General features: G+C 62.3%; 12 protein-coding genes. 6 read left to right on the top strand and 6 right to left on the bottom strand.

The genetic code is table 11. The features are described 5' to 3' along the window. Positions 1-506 precede the first annotated feature (506 nt). The 3 genes from G5134_RS05150 to mscM all read right to left on the bottom strand — a co-directional run bounded on the left by G5134_RS05150 (position 507) and on the right by mscM (position 6,528). On the bottom strand, positions 507-2,384 hold the full coding sequence (locus tag G5134_RS05150; RefSeq protein WP_017781600.1) for a methyl-accepting chemotaxis protein: 1,878 nt from the start codon (positions 2,382-2,384) through the stop codon (positions 507-509). A gap of 132 nt (positions 2,385-2,516) precedes the next feature. Next, positions 2,517-3,227, bottom strand: a complete 711-nt coding sequence (locus G5134_RS05145; protein WP_065016826.1) for a glycerophosphodiester phosphodiesterase — start codon at positions 3,225-3,227, stop codon at positions 2,517-2,519. Positions 3,228-3,249: 22 nt separating this feature from the next. Then, positions 3,250-6,528: a miniconductance mechanosensitive channel MscM gene (mscM, locus tag G5134_RS05140; RefSeq protein WP_010633183.1), complete on the bottom strand. Its 3,279-nt coding sequence runs from the start codon at positions 6,526-6,528 to the stop codon at positions 3,250-3,252. Between the two features lie 155 nt (positions 6,529-6,683). Between mscM and G5134_RS05135 the strand changes: the two genes are divergently transcribed. After that, positions 6,684-8,039, top strand: a complete 1,356-nt coding sequence (locus tag G5134_RS05135) for an MATE family efflux transporter (RefSeq protein ID WP_065016827.1) — start codon at positions 6,684-6,686, stop codon at positions 8,037-8,039. 66 nt (positions 8,040-8,105) lie between these two features. Here G5134_RS05135 and G5134_RS05130 read toward each other — a convergent pair whose 3' ends face one another. Together G5134_RS05130 and G5134_RS05125 are read right to left on the bottom strand one after the other, a co-directional pair. Beyond that, a complete protein-coding gene (locus G5134_RS05130; protein WP_065016828.1) occupies positions 8,106-8,930 on the bottom strand; it encodes a M23 family metallopeptidase in 825 nt (274 codons plus the stop codon). Between the two features lie 43 nt (positions 8,931-8,973). Further along, positions 8,974-9,825, bottom strand: coding sequence for a hypothetical protein (locus G5134_RS05125; protein ID WP_065016829.1), 852 nt, complete (start codon positions 9,823-9,825; stop codon positions 8,974-8,976). A gap of 176 nt (positions 9,826-10,001) precedes the next feature. On the opposite strand from G5134_RS05125, the gene G5134_RS05120 reads away from it, so the two are divergent. Next, positions 10,002-10,778, top strand: a complete 777-nt coding sequence (locus G5134_RS05120) for a BPSS1780 family membrane protein (protein WP_065016830.1) — start codon at positions 10,002-10,004, stop codon at positions 10,776-10,778. A 63-nt stretch (positions 10,779-10,841) separates the two neighbouring features. On the opposite strand, the gene G5134_RS05115 is transcribed toward G5134_RS05120, so the two are convergent. Further along, positions 10,842-11,741, bottom strand: coding sequence for a LysR family transcriptional regulator (locus G5134_RS05115; RefSeq protein WP_017764991.1), 900 nt, complete (start codon positions 11,739-11,741; stop codon positions 10,842-10,844). Between the two features lie 127 nt (positions 11,742-11,868). On the opposite strand from G5134_RS05115, the gene G5134_RS05110 reads away from it, so the two are divergent. The 4 genes from G5134_RS05110 to oxyR all read left to right on the top strand — a co-directional run bounded on the left by G5134_RS05110 (position 11,869) and on the right by oxyR (position 16,360). Then, positions 11,869-12,729 (top strand): Vmh family MBL fold metallo-hydrolase, encoded by an 861-nt coding sequence (locus G5134_RS05110; RefSeq protein WP_017778962.1) that lies wholly within the window; start codon positions 11,869-11,871, stop codon positions 12,727-12,729. 75 nt (positions 12,730-12,804) lie between these two features. Then, positions 12,805-13,452: a DsbA family protein gene (locus tag G5134_RS05105; protein ID WP_065016831.1), complete on the top strand. Its 648-nt coding sequence runs from the start codon at positions 12,805-12,807 to the stop codon at positions 13,450-13,452. Between the two features lie 218 nt (positions 13,453-13,670). Continuing rightward, positions 13,671-15,311 (top strand): methyl-accepting chemotaxis protein, encoded by a 1,641-nt coding sequence (locus G5134_RS05100; protein WP_024941162.1) that lies wholly within the window; start codon positions 13,671-13,673, stop codon positions 15,309-15,311. Positions 15,312-15,463: 152 nt separating this feature from the next. Further along, positions 15,464-16,360 carry a DNA-binding transcriptional regulator OxyR gene (oxyR, locus tag G5134_RS05095; protein WP_065016832.1) on the top strand — a complete coding sequence of 299 codons (897 nt, stop codon included), beginning with the start codon at positions 15,464-15,466 and terminating at the stop codon, positions 16,358-16,360. Positions 16,361-16,390 lie beyond the last annotated feature (30 nt).

Below are 16,390 nucleotides of genomic sequence, written 5' to 3'. Positions count from 1 at the left end.
TAGGGATAGATTTGCTGGGCACGATTTTGCTCTATGAAAAAAATTCAGGCTTGATGCAAGTCAAACTGGTCTGTTTTAGTGCTTGGCAATGGTGATTTTTATCAAAATCACCCCATTCCTTGGATGAAAACGCCGTAATTATCGCCATCCTACAGTTATCGGTATCAGCCGCTGTCATTGCTATGGTTATTTTAAGCTCAGGATTATACGTAGTTTTCTTTCAAAAAAATGAGAAATACCTCTCTTTTTAGGTATTACCCCCAAAGTTTTTAAGTTTTTTATCAAAAATATTTAATAAGAATTATTCACGGATAGAAGAATGTGGTGATTGAGTTCAAAAAACTAATCCGAATGTCACGGTGCACCAGCTTTTGCAGGAGCGAGGGCTGACCGGTGTCGTGCAGGTGAGTCGGTAATCCCTGCGGGTTGATGTGGTAATAACTATTGAAACCAAAGCATTTTTTCATAAAAAAAGGGGCCTGCATGGCCCCTTTTGTCGCTCCGCATCAGATGCGGAACATGCCGACCTGATTGCTCAGTTCACCTGAAATATTTTTAAGTTGTTCAGAGAGATGACGCGAGCTGTCGGCATCGACCGCCAGCTCGTCCGAGACGTCCTTGACCGCCTGGATGTTGCGGCTCACCTCGTCGGTAACGGCCCGCTGCTCCTCGGCGGCGCTGGAGATCTGGGTCGCCATGTCGGAGATCTGGTTGATGGAGGCGGTGATCTGCTCCAGTGCCTGGGTGGCATCGTTGGCATCTTCCACGCTGTTCTGGGCCAGCAGCTGGCCTTCATGCATGGTGCTGACGGCGCCCTGGGTGTTGCGCTGCAGGGTCTCGATCATGTTGCGGATCTCGACGGTGGAGCTGTGGGTGCGCTGTGACAGCACCCGCACTTCGTCGGCCACCACTGCGAAGCCGCGGCCCTGCTCGCCGGCACGGGCTGCCTCAATGGCGGCGTTCAGTGCCAGCAGGTTGGTTTGCTCGGCGATGCCCTGAATGGTGGAGAGGATGGTGTTGATCTCCTGAGCGTTCTTTTCCAGCTCCTGAATGATGCCGGAAGCCTGTTTGACCTGGGTGGCGAGATCCGTGATGGAGCGCTGGTTGCGGGCGATCACCTGCTTGCCGTGCTCACAGCTGCTGGAGGAGCTGCGGGCCGCATCGGCAGTCTGCTCGGCGTTGCTGGCCACTTCCACCGCGGTGGCGGACATCTCGTGCACCGCAGTCGCGATCTGGGAGATCTCGTTTTGCTGGCGGGCCAGACCTTGGCTCGATTTCTCCGCCATGTTGTGGGACGACTTGGCCTGCTGGTTCAGTTGCCCGGAGGAGTTGGAGATGTCCTGCACCATCACGTGGATGCGGTCGATGAAGGTGTTGACGTGTTTGGCGACTATGCCCACTTCGTCTTCCCGCTCGATCTTGACGCGGCGGGTCAGATCCCCGTTGCCGCGGGAGAGATCGGCAATCGCCTCGCCAAGGGTCTTCAACGGTGCCAGGGAGCCGCTGATGGCGACGTAGGAGAAACCGGCCACGATGAGGATGGTCAGCAGGCCTTGCAGCAGGGCGGAGGTGACCATGCGTGAGACTGACTGGTAGGCGACTGCTTCGTCCACCACGATACCGAAATACCAGTTGGTGTTCGGGATCTCGGTCAGGTCGAACACGCTGGGTTTGCCGCTGATCTCCATCTCGGAGATGGTGTTGTCATGGGCCAGTTCGTTGACCTTGGCGGCGGTCAGATCGGGGGAGAGGGCGGTGGCCGGCTTGAGCGCCAGCTCCTTGTCCGGGTGGGCGATGATGGTGCCATTACCGTCAACCAGGATGGCGTAGGTACCTTCCGAATTGAGGGCCAGCACATCGCGTACCAGGGCATCGATGGAGACGTCACCGGCGATGACCCCCTGGGTGTTGCCCCGGGTGAAGGGCTCGGCGATGGTGATGATGAGCTGACCCGTGGTGATGTCGGCGTAGGGCGAGGTGATGGCCAGCTTGCCGGCTGCCATGGCGTCCTTGTACCAGGGACGTTGACGGGGGTCATAGCCGGCCGGCAGGTTGGTCGGCTTGCTCTGGATCATCTTGCCATCCTTGGTACCCACGTAGACCAGGTCAAAGTTGCCTGCGTTCATGGTCTGGGCCAGGTGGCTGATGGGTTCGTCTTCCTTGGCGAAGGCCTCTTTGGTGGCGGTGACCATGCCGATGCGGGCATCCAGCCAGCGGGAGATGCCTTTGACATTCGAGACCGAGCTGTCGTCGATGAAGCTCCAGATCAGACGCTGGGTCTCGCTTTTCAGTTGATTGGTGTTGTACCAGACCTGCAGGCCTGTGATGACCAGGATAATGACCCCGATGGCGAGGACAAGCTTGTTCTTGATGGATAAGTTCATGTTTACATCCTTGTGAGCTTCAGTCTGCGATGTGTGGTTTTATTGTTATGGGCCAACACTGTATCGGCCAAAGTAGAACTTTTTGTATCCCGGTGCGCCTTTAAATTTATAGCTTAAATCAGCGGTTATCGATCACCCCCGACACAATGAGTCCAATTTGGCGGATGGCAGAAAGCGATCCGGCCGGTTGGTGAAGATGCCGTCGACGCCGATGGCAGCCAGCATCGCCTGATCGGCGGGATCATCGACCGTGTAGACCAGCACTCTTAGCCCGCGATCGTGGGCATCCTGCACCAGCTGTTGATCGACAAAATCCACGTCGCAGTTGAGTGACCAGGCCCCCAGCTCGGCCGCAAAGGCCGCCTGGGTGAGGGGAATGGTGGAGGTGAGCGCCCCCAGCCTGATCTCGGGGCGCAGGGCGGCGAAGCGGGCAAGCTCGGGATGGTGGAAGGAGGATACGACCCACTGGGCGGTCGTGAAGCCAAGCTCGGCCTCGGCGCGCCGGGTCAGTCGGGCCACCTCGTCGGCTGTTTGTCCTCCTTTCAGCTCGATATGCAGCTCGGCCTGGCCGGCGATGGCCTTCATCACCTGCCACAGGGTCGGGATCCCCTCTCCCTCGCCGGCATTCAGGCTTTCCAGATAGGTGCGTGACTGGGCCATCAGCACGCCGCGGCCGTCGGTGCAGCGCTCCAGTCTTCGGTCATGGAAGACCCACAGCTCGCCGTCGGCCTGCTGCACGTCGATCTCGATGGCTTCAGCCCCCAGCGTCAGCGCCAGCCGGATGGCCTTGAGGGTGTTCTCCGGTGCCAGTCCGCTGGCGCCGCGATGGGCGATGATCTGCATGTTGTGCTCCTGTGAGGGCGACTCAGGCCCGGCTCAGACGAATGTCGATCTGCTGGTGCGGCAGCCCCAGCCCCTGTTGCTGCAGTTTCTCCAGCACCAGCGAGTGGACCTCGTGGGTGATGGGCATGCGGTGATCCATGCTGTTGACGTAGAGCCGGATCTCGTAGATCAGGGCCGAGTCGGTGAATTCGATCAGGAACACCTCGGGGGAGGGGGTCTCCAGCACCAGGGTGGAGGCCTTGATCGACTCTTCCAGAATGGTCTGTATCTTTCTCGGCTCCTGGGTCAGGCCGATGCGGATGCGCAGCCGTACCCGGGTGATGGCGTCGGACAGCGACCAGTTGATGAACTGCTCGGTGATGAAGGCCTTGTTGGGGACGATGATCTCCTTTCGGTCCCAATCCACTATGGTGGTGGCGCGGGTCTTGATCTTGGTGACGGTGCCGGTCAGCTCGCGGATGGTGACTGTGTCGCCGAGCCGGATCGGTTTCTCGAACAGGATGATGAGGCCGGAGACGAAGTTGGCGAAGATCTCCTGCAGCCCGAAACCCAGGCCCAGGGAGAGGGCCGCCACCATCCACTGCGCCTTGGACCAGTCGATGCCGAGGATGGAGAAGCCGGTCAGAGCCCCCACCACCAGCACTATGTACTTGGTCACTGTGGTGATGGCAAAACCGGTGCCGGGGGAGAGGCTCAGGTGCTGGAGCAGGGTCAGCTCCATCAGGCCCGGCAGATTGCGGGCGGTGACCACGGTCAGGATGAAGGTGAAGGCCGTCAGCATCAGATCCTGCAATGTGATGGCGACGACCTGCTCGATGCCGCCGATCTTGCTGCTCACCTGCCACACCTCGATGCTGCGCAGGAAGCTGAACGCCGAGTTGAGTTCGGACCACTGCACCACCACCAGCATGGTGAAGCCCAGCATCAGCAGGGTGCGCACCAGCCCGAGGGACTGGGCGCTGATGGTATCCAGATCCAGTTCGGTGTCCTCTACCACATCCGGGATCTCGGAGCTGAGCTCGTCGTGTCCCTCTTCCCGGCCGCGCTGGGCCAGGATCTCGGCGCGCTTGCTCTTGGCCCGCTCGAAGGCGAGGCGACGACGCTGGATCAGCATCCAGCGGTGGGCCAGATAGTAGACGAGCAGGCAACCCAGCCCCATCAGCAGGCTCAGCTCCAGCTGGCGCAGCAGGATGCGGGAGGTATAGAAGTAGCCGAGCAGAGAGCCGATCACCGCCAGCAGCGGCGCCAGCATCAGGCTGTTCCAGATGAAGTGGTGCAGCAGGTGGGGCTTGCTCATGTCGGCCTGACCCCAGGTGAGCGGCAGCCGCTCCCGGTTGAGGCGGGCAAAGAACAGCAGCAGCCAGAGGGCGCCGACGATGAAGGCCAGCCGGCCGAGAGAGTCGTAGAAGGCGTGCTCCTGATAGCTGTTGGCCATGCCCTGCACGAAGAAGCTCGGGATGATCACCAGCAGCAGGGTGCGAAACTGGCTCCACACCTTCTGCACCCTCTCCTTTTGCCAGCGAAAATGGAGGATCAGGATCCCCTTCTCCAGCGTCAGGTGGCGGGCCATCAGCAGTGCCAGCAGCAGGAACCAGATCTCGCCGAGGCCGCGGGCCACCGCCACCGCGAACGGGTATTGCCAGGCGCCGTCGAGCAGGCCGCGCACCATCAGCACCATGGCGGGCAGCGGCAGGGAGGCCAGCAGGGAGCGCATCAGCAGCCGGCTGGTGAGGCTGAACTTGTCCTGGGTCACCTTGCCGATGCGGGGCGCTATGTACTGGCTGTAGTGGGTCAGGTGGCGAGCCAGCTTGAACCAGCACCAGGCCAGCACCAGGATGCCGATACCGGCGAAGGTGAGGGTGATGGGGTTGTTCTCGGCGATGGCCTGGGGCAGCTGCAGCCAGTTGACCGGGTTGAGGGCGAGACCGAGGGCGGCCGGCACCCCGAGCAGCACGGCCGGGGTGAGCGGGCGCACGTCCGGCATCCAGAACAGGTGGCTGGCGCTGAGCTCGCGGATCTCGTCGATCTTGCTGTTCTGGCGGCTGTAGAGCAGCTTGAGCCGGGTCTGCTCCTGAATGAGGCTGTCGGCGGCGTCGTTGAGTCGGGTCAGCAGTTGCCGTCTGGCTTTGAGCAGGTTGTCGAGTACCGCCAGCTGGGCGCGATCCAGGGTGATGCCGTCGGTGGCCAGCAGCTGATCGCGCAGCTGGCGCGGATCCTTGAGGGCATCCTGCTCGGTCTCGTACTGGTATTTGGCCATGCGGGCGTTGACGATGGCCGACTCCAGCTTGTCGAGGGGGAAGTAGGCGGGCAGATCCGAGAGCTTGCTGCGCAGGTTCTCGCCGTAGGCGTTGCTGATCTGCAGCCACTCCAGTTGCTCGCGCACCGAGTTGACCAGGTCGTTCAGGGTCGAGAGGTTCGTGTCGATCACCCGCTGCTCGTCCTGCACCCGTTCAATCTGATCTTCGAGCGCGCCGAGCTGGATGGAGAGCGCCTGGTTCTGCTGTTGCTGCTCCAGCAGCAGCGGCATGTCGGAGGTGAGCTGCTTGCGCAGCCGCTCGCTCTCCGCCAGCGCCTGTTCTGTCTTGTCGCGGCGCAGCTGGTTCTGCTGGTTGAGCAGGCTGGTCTGCCACTCGTCCTCGTCGGTGATGGCGAGGTTGAGCTCCTGCAACCTCAGCTTGCCCAGGTCGTTGCGCTGCTGGGCGGAGAGCTGCTCCAGCTCCAGCATCTGGATCCGGTCGGAGAGGCTCTGCTCCTTGAGGCGGGTCACCAGCTGCTGGGCATCCTGCTGGCGGTCAGACTCGCTGCTGAAGCTGAGCCGATCGAGCAGGGCACGGGTCTGCTGCAACTGCTTGCGCAGCTCGTCGACCCGCAGGTGATACTCCTGGCCGGTGCTCTCCAGCTGGTTGAGGCTGTCCATCACCCCCTGGCGCTCCTTGCGCAGGTTGAGCTGGCGGTTGCTGCTCAGGCCGATGGCCTGGCGCAGCGCCTCCTCCTTCAGAGAAGAGAGGGCAGGGCGAGGCTGGGGCTGGTAGTTGTGCAGGCTCTCCTTGAGGCGGGCCGACTCCTTTGGATAGTCGATGAGCACCTGCTGATAGGCCTTGCCCTGCTCGCGGTAGCGCTGGGCCTCCCGGGCAAATTGCAGCGCCTGCTGGTAGCTCTCCCGCAGCTTCTGGTTCTCCGGGGTGTCCGTCTTGGGCACGCTCTGCAGCAGCTCTTCCACCTGGGTGATGGCGTCATCGGCCTGGGCAAGGGGAGAGAGAAGAGTAAGGCAGAGCAGCAGGGAGAGCAGGCGTTGCAACATGGCGCACGTTTCCGTTCAGGTGGAGTCGCCCTAGCCTAAAGCAGGGGCTTGGGCGGGTAAAGTTTTCCATATTAATGATTTGTAACATAAATAACGGGCGATCCCGGCCCGCTTTGGCTATCATTCCGGCCGTTTTCCCCTCCATTGAGCATCCTATGTCCGCAGTCGATCTGGGCACGGCCCCCCTTTCCCGCCTGTTCTGGCGCTACGTCACTCCGACCGTGGCCGCCATGCTGGTCACCGGCATCTATGTCACCATAGACGGCATCTTCGTCGGCCATATCCTGGGCCAGGACGGCCTGGCCGGCATGATGCTGGCCTACCCCATCTGCGCCGTGCTCTATGCGGTGGGGGCGCTGATCGGCATGGGCTCCTCGGCGCTCGCCTCGTTTTATCTGGGCAAGGGGGAGCAGGCCAGGGCCCGTCACATCGTCGGCAACGCGCTGGTGATGGTGCTCATTGCCTCGGCGCTGCTCGCCTTCATCGGCATCCACTATGGCGACGAGATGCTGGTGTGGATGGGGGCGGAGGGGGCCATCTTCGACGCAGGATACGCCTATCTGCAGTGGTATTCCTGGCTCGGGGTGTTCGCGGTGCTCTCCATGGCCTTTACCGCCCTGCTGCGCAACGACGGGCGACCCGGCCTCACCACCTGGATCCTGGTGGGGGGCGGCGTGCTCAACGTGCTGCTCGACTACCTGCTGATGGCGGTGATCCCCTGGGGGCTGGCGGGGGCCGCCATCGCCACCATGCTCTCCCAGGCGGTGACCGGGGGGCTGTGCCTGTGGCACTTCTTCACCCCGCGCAGCCAGCTGCGCATTGGCTGGGATACCCTGCGGCCCGACTGGCGGCTGATGGGGGAGACGCTGCGACTCGGGGTGTCGAGCTTTCTGATGTACCTCTATCTGTCGGTGGTGCTGGCGCTGCACAACAAGGCGCTGCTCTCGGTCGGCACTTCACTGCACGTGGCTGCCTATGGGGTCATCAGCTACAGCGAGGCCTTCTTCTATCTCATCTTCGAGGGGATCGCCATGGGCATCCAGCCCATCGCCAGCTTCAACGCCGGGGCGGGCAACTGGGCACGGGTGCTGCGGGTGCGCAACCTGGCGCTCGGGGTGACGCTGCTGGTGGCCCTGTGCGGCATGTTGCCGCTCTATCTCTGGCCGGAGGGGGTGGTCTACCTGTTTGCCGGTGACAACGCGGCCCTGTTGCCGGTGGCCAGCCTGGGCATCTGGCTCTACTTCTGGGGCTTGCCGATGGAAGGCCTGCTGCTGGTGGGGGCCACCTACTTCCAGGCCATCAACCGGGCCCGCGTCGCCTCCCTGCTCACCGGCGGCAAGCTGGTGCTGATCGGCGGCTTTCTGTGGGGCTTCTCTTCCCTGTGGGGGGTATCCGGCGTCTGGCTGGCGCTGCCCACCTGCAGCACCCTGCTGGTACTGGTGATGTGGCGGGCGATGAACAGGGAGGCGCACCAGCACAGCGCTGCCAGACAGGTGGTCATTCGGCCATGAAAAAGGCAGCCTCGGCTGCCTTTTTCGTTTTGAACGCCCCTGCCTGCGCGCGACAGGTCTCCGGCCTCAGGGCTTGAAGGCCCCGATAAAGATGGCGGGATCGACGCGGGCGTCGTTGAGGCTGACGTTCCAGTGCATGTGGGGACCGGTGGCGCGGCCGGTGGCGCCGACCCGGCCGACGATGCCGCCGCGGGGCAGGCTCTGGCCCAGCTTCACGTCGACCTTCGACATGTGGCAGAACATGCTGATGAGCCCCTGACCGTGATCGACGAACACCGTATTGCCGTTGAAGAAGTAGTTGCCGATCAGGATCACCTTGCCCGCTGCCGGCGACTTGATGGGGGTGCCGGCACCGACCGCGAAGTCGAGACCGGAGTGGGGGTTGCGTTCCTCGCCGTTGAAGAAGCGGCGCAGCCCGAACGGGCTGGAGAGCGGGCCCTCCACCGGCTTGTCGAACAGCAGGTTGCTGGGCTGGGTCGGGCTGAAGGTCTGGTAGGCGCGGGTCTGTTCCGCCAGCTCGCGGTTGATGCGGGCCATGTCCTCGGCCAGCGGGTTGACCTGACGGCTGTTCTTGAGCTTGATGTGCTGCTCGCGGTAGTGCTTGCTGCCGACCGTGAAGCCGAGGGTGCGGCCATCGCTCACCTGCAGCTGGTGGGGGCCGGGCTGGCTCTTGAGAGGGATGCCGACGATGGCAATCCAGCGCTTGCCCTCTTCACGCACCACCAGCACCGGCTTGTCCTGATAGCGGGCGGTCGGGGCCTGCGCCTCGCTGCCAAGGGGCACCACGGCGACACCGCCAGGCACCGGGTGATTGAGCAGGCGGCTGATGAAGCCCTCGGCGAGGGCGGACTGGCTGGCCAGCAGCAACAATAGACAACAAACGACTCTCATGATGATTCCAGGCTGGGTTGACTAAGACAAAACGGTAACGAAATCAGGAGGCTGGCTGGAAGCGCTGGTAGATGGCCTCCATCTGGACCGAGACCTCCTGGCGCACCAGATCCAGCTCCAGCATGTCTTGCAGCACCTTGAGCTGATCCGGGCTCAGGAATCCACGGCTGCTCTCCAGCACCCGCTGGGTATAGGCGCGCTGGTTCTCCAGATAGGTGCCGGCATCGCCGCTCTCCTGTTGGGCCAGCTGCTGGTTCGCCTCGCTTAACAGGCGCGTCAGGGATTGGCGCTGGGCCGGTGCCAGCAGCTCGCCGCGCTCCGCCAGGCGTCCCTGGATCTCCAGCAGGCGGTTGGTGTCGCCCGAGTAGATCTCCTGCTCGAGCCGGGTGCGGGTATCCTCCCCCAGCAGGTTGCTGAGGTTGCTCCAGATGCGCTGGCTCTCCTGCTCATAGGCGTCGGGATGATCGAAGCCGAGGCGATAGAGCTCGCGCAGTTGCTCCTGCACCTGGCCGCGCACGTCCTCCACGATGTCGAGCCGATCGAAGACGGTGGTGAGCTGGCTGCCCTGCTCGGCGTCATAGAGCCGTTCGATCAGCACGGACCCTTCGCTCGACTGGCTCCACTGGCTGATGGCGGCTTCCAGCTCGGGGTTGGGGGGGAGCGCCTCCTGGGTGGGCGCAGGCTCGCTCTGGGGGCCCTTGCCGGGCAGCTTGGCCAGCAGGTTCTGCCCCGGGTTCTGGCTGCTGCTCTGGGAAGCTGACGCGTCGCACTGGGCTGCGCGAGCGGTGCCGGCGGCGTCGGATTCCGGCTGGGCGGCGGTGTGGTCGGCTTGCCACTGCCAGAGGTTGAGCAACAGGGAGGCCAGCAGCAGCGGCGCCAGGTGAGATGTACGCATTTTGGATTCTCTTGAATAAGTGAACGCCCCTCGCAGAGGGGTCTCTTATGATAACCGTAACGTCTGATACAAGCAGCCATGACGTGCACCTGCGGTGTCGACGGCGGCCCGCCATTGAGTCGGGGGCCCCATGGCTCTAGAATCGGCAACCAGCCGTTTTCATCCGAGGAACTGTTATGAATGGATTGTCCCCCCTGCGCACAGCACCCGCCCGTCACCCCATAGGGCGTGGCTGGGTCTGGGTGCGGTCCGGCTTCGATATCTTCAACAAGGGGATGGGGGCCAGCGTCGGCATGGTTCTCGTCTGGTTTGCGGTCGGTCTGCTGCTGGAACGCCTGCCGGCGGGCAGCCTCATCTCCCAGCTGCTCTACATGGTCTGGGGCGCTGGCTGGGTGGCGGTGGCCCACCACGGCTATGAAGGCAACCCGTTGCGCTTCGCCGACTTCTTCTCCGGTTTTCGCCACAAGCTGACCCCGCTGATGCTGGGGGGCCTGCTGGTGCTGGCCCTGTTCAGCCTGATCGGTCTCATCTGCCTGGGATTGCTCTCCATGTGGGGGCTCACCTCCCTGCTGACCCAGGATCCCGAATCTCTGGTGGTCACGGCGGCCCAGGCCCAGGGGCTGCTGCTCTGCCTGCTGCTGGGGCTGGCGCTGCTGATCCCGGCGCTGATGGCCATCACCTTCGCCCCCGCGCTCATCTATTTCCACGACGTGGGGATCCTGCAGGCGGCCAAGCTCAGCTTCAAAGGCTGCCTGACCAACATGTGGCCCTTCCTCTGGTGGGGCATAGTCGCCGCCATCCTGATGCTGTTTGGTGCGGCGCTGATGCTGGTGGGGCTGCTGGTAGTGATCCCGGCGCTCAACTACTCCATCTATGTGGCATATCGGGAGATCTTCCTGGATGTGGCGCAGGAGACGCCGGCCGAGGCCCCGCTCAGCGGTTTCGAAGCCTGAATGCGGCCAGCGAGTCTGGCATATTGAACGAAAGGGGCCTGCTGGCCCCTTTTTCATGCCGGTTTAATCACGCCACATGGGGTCGGCGGCCATTCGCTCCACCATAAAGTCGAGGAAGCTGCGCAACAGCGGTGACATCTGCTTGCGGGTGCCATAGACGGCGTAGACGCCGAGTCGCTTGGGCTGCCACTGCTCCAGCAGCGGTACCAGAGTGCCGGTCTCGAGATGGGGCTGGGCGGAATAGCGAGGCTGCAGGCTGATGCCGGCACCTTCCAGGGTCGCCTCCAGCAACAGGTTGGAGATGTTGGCGCTGAGGTTGCCGCTGACCGGCACGGATTCGGGCCCGTCCGGCCCCTGAAATTCCCACAGACTCTTGCCGAAATAGGTGTAGGTGAGGCAGTTGTGCAGGGCGAGCTCCTGCACCTTGTGCGGTGTCGGGTGCCTGGCCAGATAGGCCGGGCTGGCACAAACCACGGAGTGGCAGGTGCCGAGCCGGCGGGCCACCAGGTTGGGATCGAGATCATTGGTGATGCGGATGGCGAGATCGATCCGCTCCTCCACCAGGTTGACGGTCCGGTCCAGCAGCAGGATATCGATGGCGGTGCCCGCATAGCGCGCCAGGTAGTCGTTGGCGGCCCCCACCAGCAGGGCTTCCGAGAGCGAATAGCTGCTGGTGATGCGCAGCTGCCCCTTGGGCGCCTCGTCGCCGCGCACGGCGATCTGCTCCATCTCTTCCCCCAGCGCCAGCATGGCCCGGGCCCGGTTCAACGCCTCTTCTCCCGGGCCGGTCAGACTGAGCCGGCGGGTGGTGCGGTGCAGCAGCCGCGCCCCCATCCACTGCTCCAGCTCCGCCAGATAGCGAGTCACCATGGCGCGCGACATCTCCAGTTTCTCCCCGGCGCCGCTCAGGCTGCCCTGTTCGACTACGCTGACAAAGACCCGCAATGCGGTCAGTCGATCCATGTTCAGGCTCTCTATATGCTCGATTAATGCAACAGTGATGCGCTCATTATGCTGTATTTGTACCGAAAGTGATCCAATAAACTGTGTCCATCTGATGAACCCCTGATGACTTGATGAGGAATACCCGATGAACAATACCCTGATCCGCAATCTGACCCTGGCTACCACCCTGCTGAGCGGTGCCGCCATGGCCGCCCCGCTGACCGTAACTGTCTACAACCCTGGCGAGAAGGCCATCTTCCCGGTCTCCTCTTCCCTGGTGGCCGGTGACAAGGAGGCGATCCTGATCGATGCCCAGTTTGACGTGCAAAACGGTCAGGCGCTGGTCGACATGATCAAGAAGAGCGGCAAGAAACTGACCACCGTCTATATCAGTGCCGGTGACCCCGACTTCTACTTCGGTCTGGAACCTGTCATGGCCGCGTTCCCCGACGTCAAGGTGCTGGCCGACCAGCATGTGGTTGACCACATCAACCAGACCAAGGATGCCAAGCTGAGCTACTGGAGCCCCATTCTGGGCAAGGGAGCACCCAAGAGCCTGACCGTGCCGCAAGTGATGACGGCCAGCCACCTGACCCTGGATGGCGAGAAGATCGAGATCAAGGAGATGAACACTCCGAACGCCTACCTGTGGGCGCCGTCCATCAAAACTGCCTTTGGTGGTGTGCCGGTCTACAGCGGCGTACATGTGTGGATGGCGGACAGCCAGACCAAGGCCGCTCGCAGCAACTGGGTCAAGGCGCTGAACAATCTGCTGGCGCTGAAGCCTGAGCGCGTGGTGCCGGGTCACTTCCTGGGGACTGCGCCCAAGGGTACCGAAGCCGTGACCTTCACCCGTGACTACGTAGAGCGCTTTGAGCAGGAGCTGGCCAAGGCCAAGAACTCCGGGCAGCTGATTGAAGCGTTGAAGAAGGCTTACCCGTCCCTGCCGGTCGACGATGGTCTGGCCATCGGTGCCAAGGTCAATACCGGCGAGATGAAGTGGTAATCCCCTGACGCCTACTTCCCTGTGTTTTTTTACCGGGCCCGAGGGCCCGGTTTTTTATCCAGAATTGAAGCGAGAATGATGATGAACGAAGTGCAAACAACCCTCCATTATGTCTATGACCCCCTCTGTGGCTGGTGCTATGGCGCCGCCCCGCTGCTGAAAGCCGCGGCCGATGTCGCCGGCTTGCAGATCGAACTGCATGCCGGCGGCCTCTGGCTGGGTGGCCGCCGCCAGGCCATGGGTCAGGCGCTGCGCGACTATGTACGCCCCCATGACGAGCGGATCCAGGCGCTGACCGGTCAGCCCTTCGGCGAGCGCTATTTCAACGAGCTGCTGCTGCGCGATGGGCTGCTGCTGGACTCGGAGCAACCGATCCGCGCCATCCTGGCGATGACATCCCTGGGGGGCAATGGGTTGGTGATGCTGCACCGCATCCAGCAATCCCACTATCGCGATGGCATCTGGATCGGTTCTCTCGAGCATCTGACCAGCCTGGCGGCGGAGCAGGGCATTGCGCAGGAGGCCTTTGTGCAGGCGTATCAGGCGGTTGAGCTGGCAAGCCATCTGGCGGACAGCCAGGTCTGGATGCGTCGTCTCGGCGGGCAGGGTTACCCGACTCTGGGGCTGGTGCAGGGGGACAAGGTAACGCCCTTGTCAGCGTCCTCTTTCCTGGGCGAGCCGCAGGCATTTGCCCGCCATATCCAGCAGCTGATGGGGCGCTGAGGGGGGAATTGGTATCCTGCCGAAGATAACCTTGATCGGATGAGTCCTGAGTGGATTTTCTTGCCTGGGCGACCCTCATGCTATCCCCGGGCAGGACGATATATTCAGCAGCGGATAGTCTGAAAATCATCCGCTTGCAGTCATCGCGCTATGCTCTATGGGGATAGCCCGGACGTTCGATGTCAGGGGCTTGCGTCTAGCCGCCAAGGATACCAATCATGTTCAAAAATATGTCTATAGGTCAGAAGTTGAGCGCCGGTTTTGCCGTATTGGCCCTGCTCGTGGTGGGGCTGGCGTGGTTCTCCATCACTCAGCTGTCCCACCTTTATGCCGATACCGCCACCATCTCGGGCAACCTGTTGCCATCGACCCGTTATGCCAGCCAGATGCACGTGGCCATTCTCGATGCTCGTCGCTCTGAGCTTGCTCAGGTGATTGGTGGCCTCAACCAGGATCCGCAGGAGGTGAGCGAACGTACCGGGACCTTCAACAAGGCCAAGGAGGAGTTCAACACCGCTGCGCAAAAATATGGTTCACTGCCGTTTAGCACGGACGAAGAGAAACAGACCTACGAGCAGTTGCTGGCCGCCGGTGCCAAGTATTTCGCCGTACATGAAGAGCTGATGGCGGCCTTTGCCAGCGGTGATCTGGATAAAGTGAAGAGTCTGCGTCGGAACGAAACCCGTGTCGCACTGGAAGAGGCTGGGGCCAAATCCTATCGTCTGCGCGAGATCAACAACGAGCTTGCCGACAGCATGGTGAAGGCAGTTGCCGACCTCTACAGCAGCTCGCGCACCATGAGCATCATCGTCAGCCTCATCACCGTCTTGTTCGTGGTGGTGGTGGCCTGGTTGCTGACTGGCCAGATCCGCAACCCGGTCATGGCGATGCTGGAGCAGACCCGCAAGGTGGCAGCCGGCGATCTGGCGGCTCATCTTGATGCCAGCCAGTTCAACAATGACGAGCTGGGTCAACTGGCCAAGGGCTTTGGCGAGATGCAGAAAAACTTGCGCACTCTGGTCAGTGAAGTCTCCGGCTCCGTGGTGCAACTGAGCTCAGCGGCCGAAGAGATCAGTGCGGTTGCCCGTCAGTCCGCCAACAACATGAACAGCCAGCAGCACGAGCTGAACCAGCTGGCCACCGCCATGAACGAGATGCAGGCGACGGTGCAGGAAGTGTCCCGCAACACCAGCGATGCCGCCAGTGCCGCCAGCGCCGCCAGCAGCACCGCCGAGCTGGGGGCCCGCACCGTCAACGACTCCATCAAGCGCATTGAACAGGTGGCCGGTGCCATCGAGAGTACCGCCGTGGTGATCCGCCAGCTGGGGGACGACAGTCGCAACATCGGCATGGTGCTGGAGGTCATTCGCGGGATCGCCGAGCAGACCAACCTGCTGGCACTTAACGCCGCCATCGAGGCGGCCCGGGCCGGGGAACAGGGACGCGGTTTTGCGGTGGTGGCCGATGAGGTGCGTACCCTGGCGAAACGGACCCAGGACTCCACCTCCCAGATCAACACCATCATTGCCGAGCTGCAGCAGCGGGCCGAGCAGGCCGGCACCACCATGCAGCAAAGTCAGGACATGATGAACTCCACCGTCAGTACTGCGCGCGAGGCGGGGGCATCCATCTCCGAGATCAGCGGCTCGGTGGAGAGCATCTCCCACATGAACATCCAGATTGCGACCGCCACCGAAGAGCAGGGGGCGGTGAGTGAAGAGCTCAACCGCAACGTGGTCAATATCAGCCATGCCTCGGAAGAGGTGGCGGCAGGGGCGACCCAGATGGCGCAGGCCTGCAACGACCTGAACCATCTGGCCACCCAGCTGCAGGAGCTGGTACGCCGCTTCCGGGTGTGATGAGGCGACGCTGACCCGACGGGCCCGGATCCAGGATCCGGGCCCGTTTTATTTATCCCCTGTGCATGGTCTGTCCAATCTCACCATCCCTTGTCCCTCCCGCCGTTCTTGGGCATGCTAATGGCCCCATTGGTTGGCAGGATTCTGGATGTATGAACCTTCGCGATCTCGAGTATTTGGTGGCGCTGGAAGAGGAGAAGCACTTTCGCAAGGCGGCGGAGCGCTGTTTCGTCAGCCAGCCGACCCTGAGCGGCCAGCTGCGCAAGCTGGAGGATGAGCTGGGGGTGATCCTGATCGAGCGCACCTCCCGCAAGGTGCTGTTTACCCCGGCTGGTGATGCCATGGCCCAGCAGGCTCGCAAGGTGCTCAAAGAGGTGCGCGAACTCAAGAGCATAGGCCAGCACTTTGCCGAACCCATGTCCGGCGAGATCCACATCGGCTTCATTCCCACCGTCGGCCCCTATCTGTTGCCCCACATCATCCAGGATCTGCGCGAACATTTTCCCAAGCTGGAGTTCTACCTCTATGAAGAGCAGACCCAGGTGCTGCTCAAACGGCTGGAAGAGGGGGAGCTGGACTGCCTGATCCTGGCCGAATTGGAGGGGATGGAAGGGTTTGGCTCCATTCCTCTCTATCAGGAGCCCATGTGGCTGGCGGTGCCCGAGCAGCATCCGGAGGCGAAGGCCAAGGCGGTGCCGCTCAGCAATCTCAAGGGCAAGAAGCTGCTGATGCTGGCCGATGGCCACTGTTTGCGGGATCAGGCGATGGGCTTCTGTTTTGCAGCCGGCATCGGCGAGGATCAGCGTTTCAAGGGCACCAGCCTGGAGACGCTGCGCAACATGGTGGCAGCCGGCAGCGGCATGACGCTGGTACCCAGGCTAGCGGTGCCTGCCAATACCGAGGAGGGGGGCGTGAGCTACCGGCCGGTGATCGATCCGGTGCCGGGGCGTACCATAGCGCTGCTCTATCGCCACTACTCGGTGCGCCGGCCCTGCTTCAACGAGCTGGCGGCCCGCATCTCGACCCTGATGAAAAGCCTGCTCGGCTGACGACAACGCATTCGTGTTCACCAAAAGAAA

Origin of the sequence: Aeromonas sp. 600276 (assembly GCF_049175815.1) — a bacterium.
GTDB lineage: Bacteria > Pseudomonadota > Gammaproteobacteria > Enterobacterales > Aeromonadaceae > Aeromonas > Aeromonas dhakensis.
The sequence above is the reverse complement of the archived record's forward strand: the minus strand, read 5'-3'. Positions and strand labels throughout refer to the sequence as shown.

Excerpts from the sequence above, each read along its gene's own strand:
- G5134_RS05150 (WP_017781600.1), bottom strand. The coding sequence starts at position 2,384 with ATGAACTTATCCATCAAGAACAAGCTTGTCCTCGCCATCGGGGTCATT.
- G5134_RS05145 (WP_065016826.1), bottom strand. The coding sequence starts at position 3,227 with ATGCAGATCATCGCCCATCGCGGCGCCAGCGGACTGGCACCGGAGAAC.
- mscM (WP_010633183.1), bottom strand. The coding sequence starts at position 6,528 with ATGTTGCAACGCCTGCTCTCCCTGCTGCTCTGCCTTACTCTTCTCTCT.
- G5134_RS05135 (WP_065016827.1), top strand. The coding sequence starts at position 6,684 with ATGTCCGCAGTCGATCTGGGCACGGCCCCCCTTTCCCGCCTGTTCTGG.
- G5134_RS05130 (WP_065016828.1), bottom strand. The coding sequence starts at position 8,930 with ATGAGAGTCGTTTGTTGTCTATTGTTGCTGCTGGCCAGCCAGTCCGCC.
- G5134_RS05125 (WP_065016829.1), bottom strand. The coding sequence starts at position 9,825 with ATGCGTACATCTCACCTGGCGCCGCTGCTGCTGGCCTCCCTGTTGCTC.
- G5134_RS05120 (WP_065016830.1), top strand. The coding sequence starts at position 10,002 with ATGAATGGATTGTCCCCCCTGCGCACAGCACCCGCCCGTCACCCCATA.
- G5134_RS05115 (WP_017764991.1), bottom strand. The coding sequence starts at position 11,741 with ATGGATCGACTGACCGCATTGCGGGTCTTTGTCAGCGTAGTCGAACAG.
- G5134_RS05110 (WP_017778962.1), top strand. The coding sequence starts at position 11,869 with ATGAACAATACCCTGATCCGCAATCTGACCCTGGCTACCACCCTGCTG.
- G5134_RS05105 (WP_065016831.1), top strand. The coding sequence starts at position 12,805 with ATGATGATGAACGAAGTGCAAACAACCCTCCATTATGTCTATGACCCC.
- G5134_RS05100 (WP_024941162.1), top strand. The coding sequence starts at position 13,671 with ATGTTCAAAAATATGTCTATAGGTCAGAAGTTGAGCGCCGGTTTTGCC.
- oxyR (WP_065016832.1), top strand. The coding sequence starts at position 15,464 with ATGAACCTTCGCGATCTCGAGTATTTGGTGGCGCTGGAAGAGGAGAAG.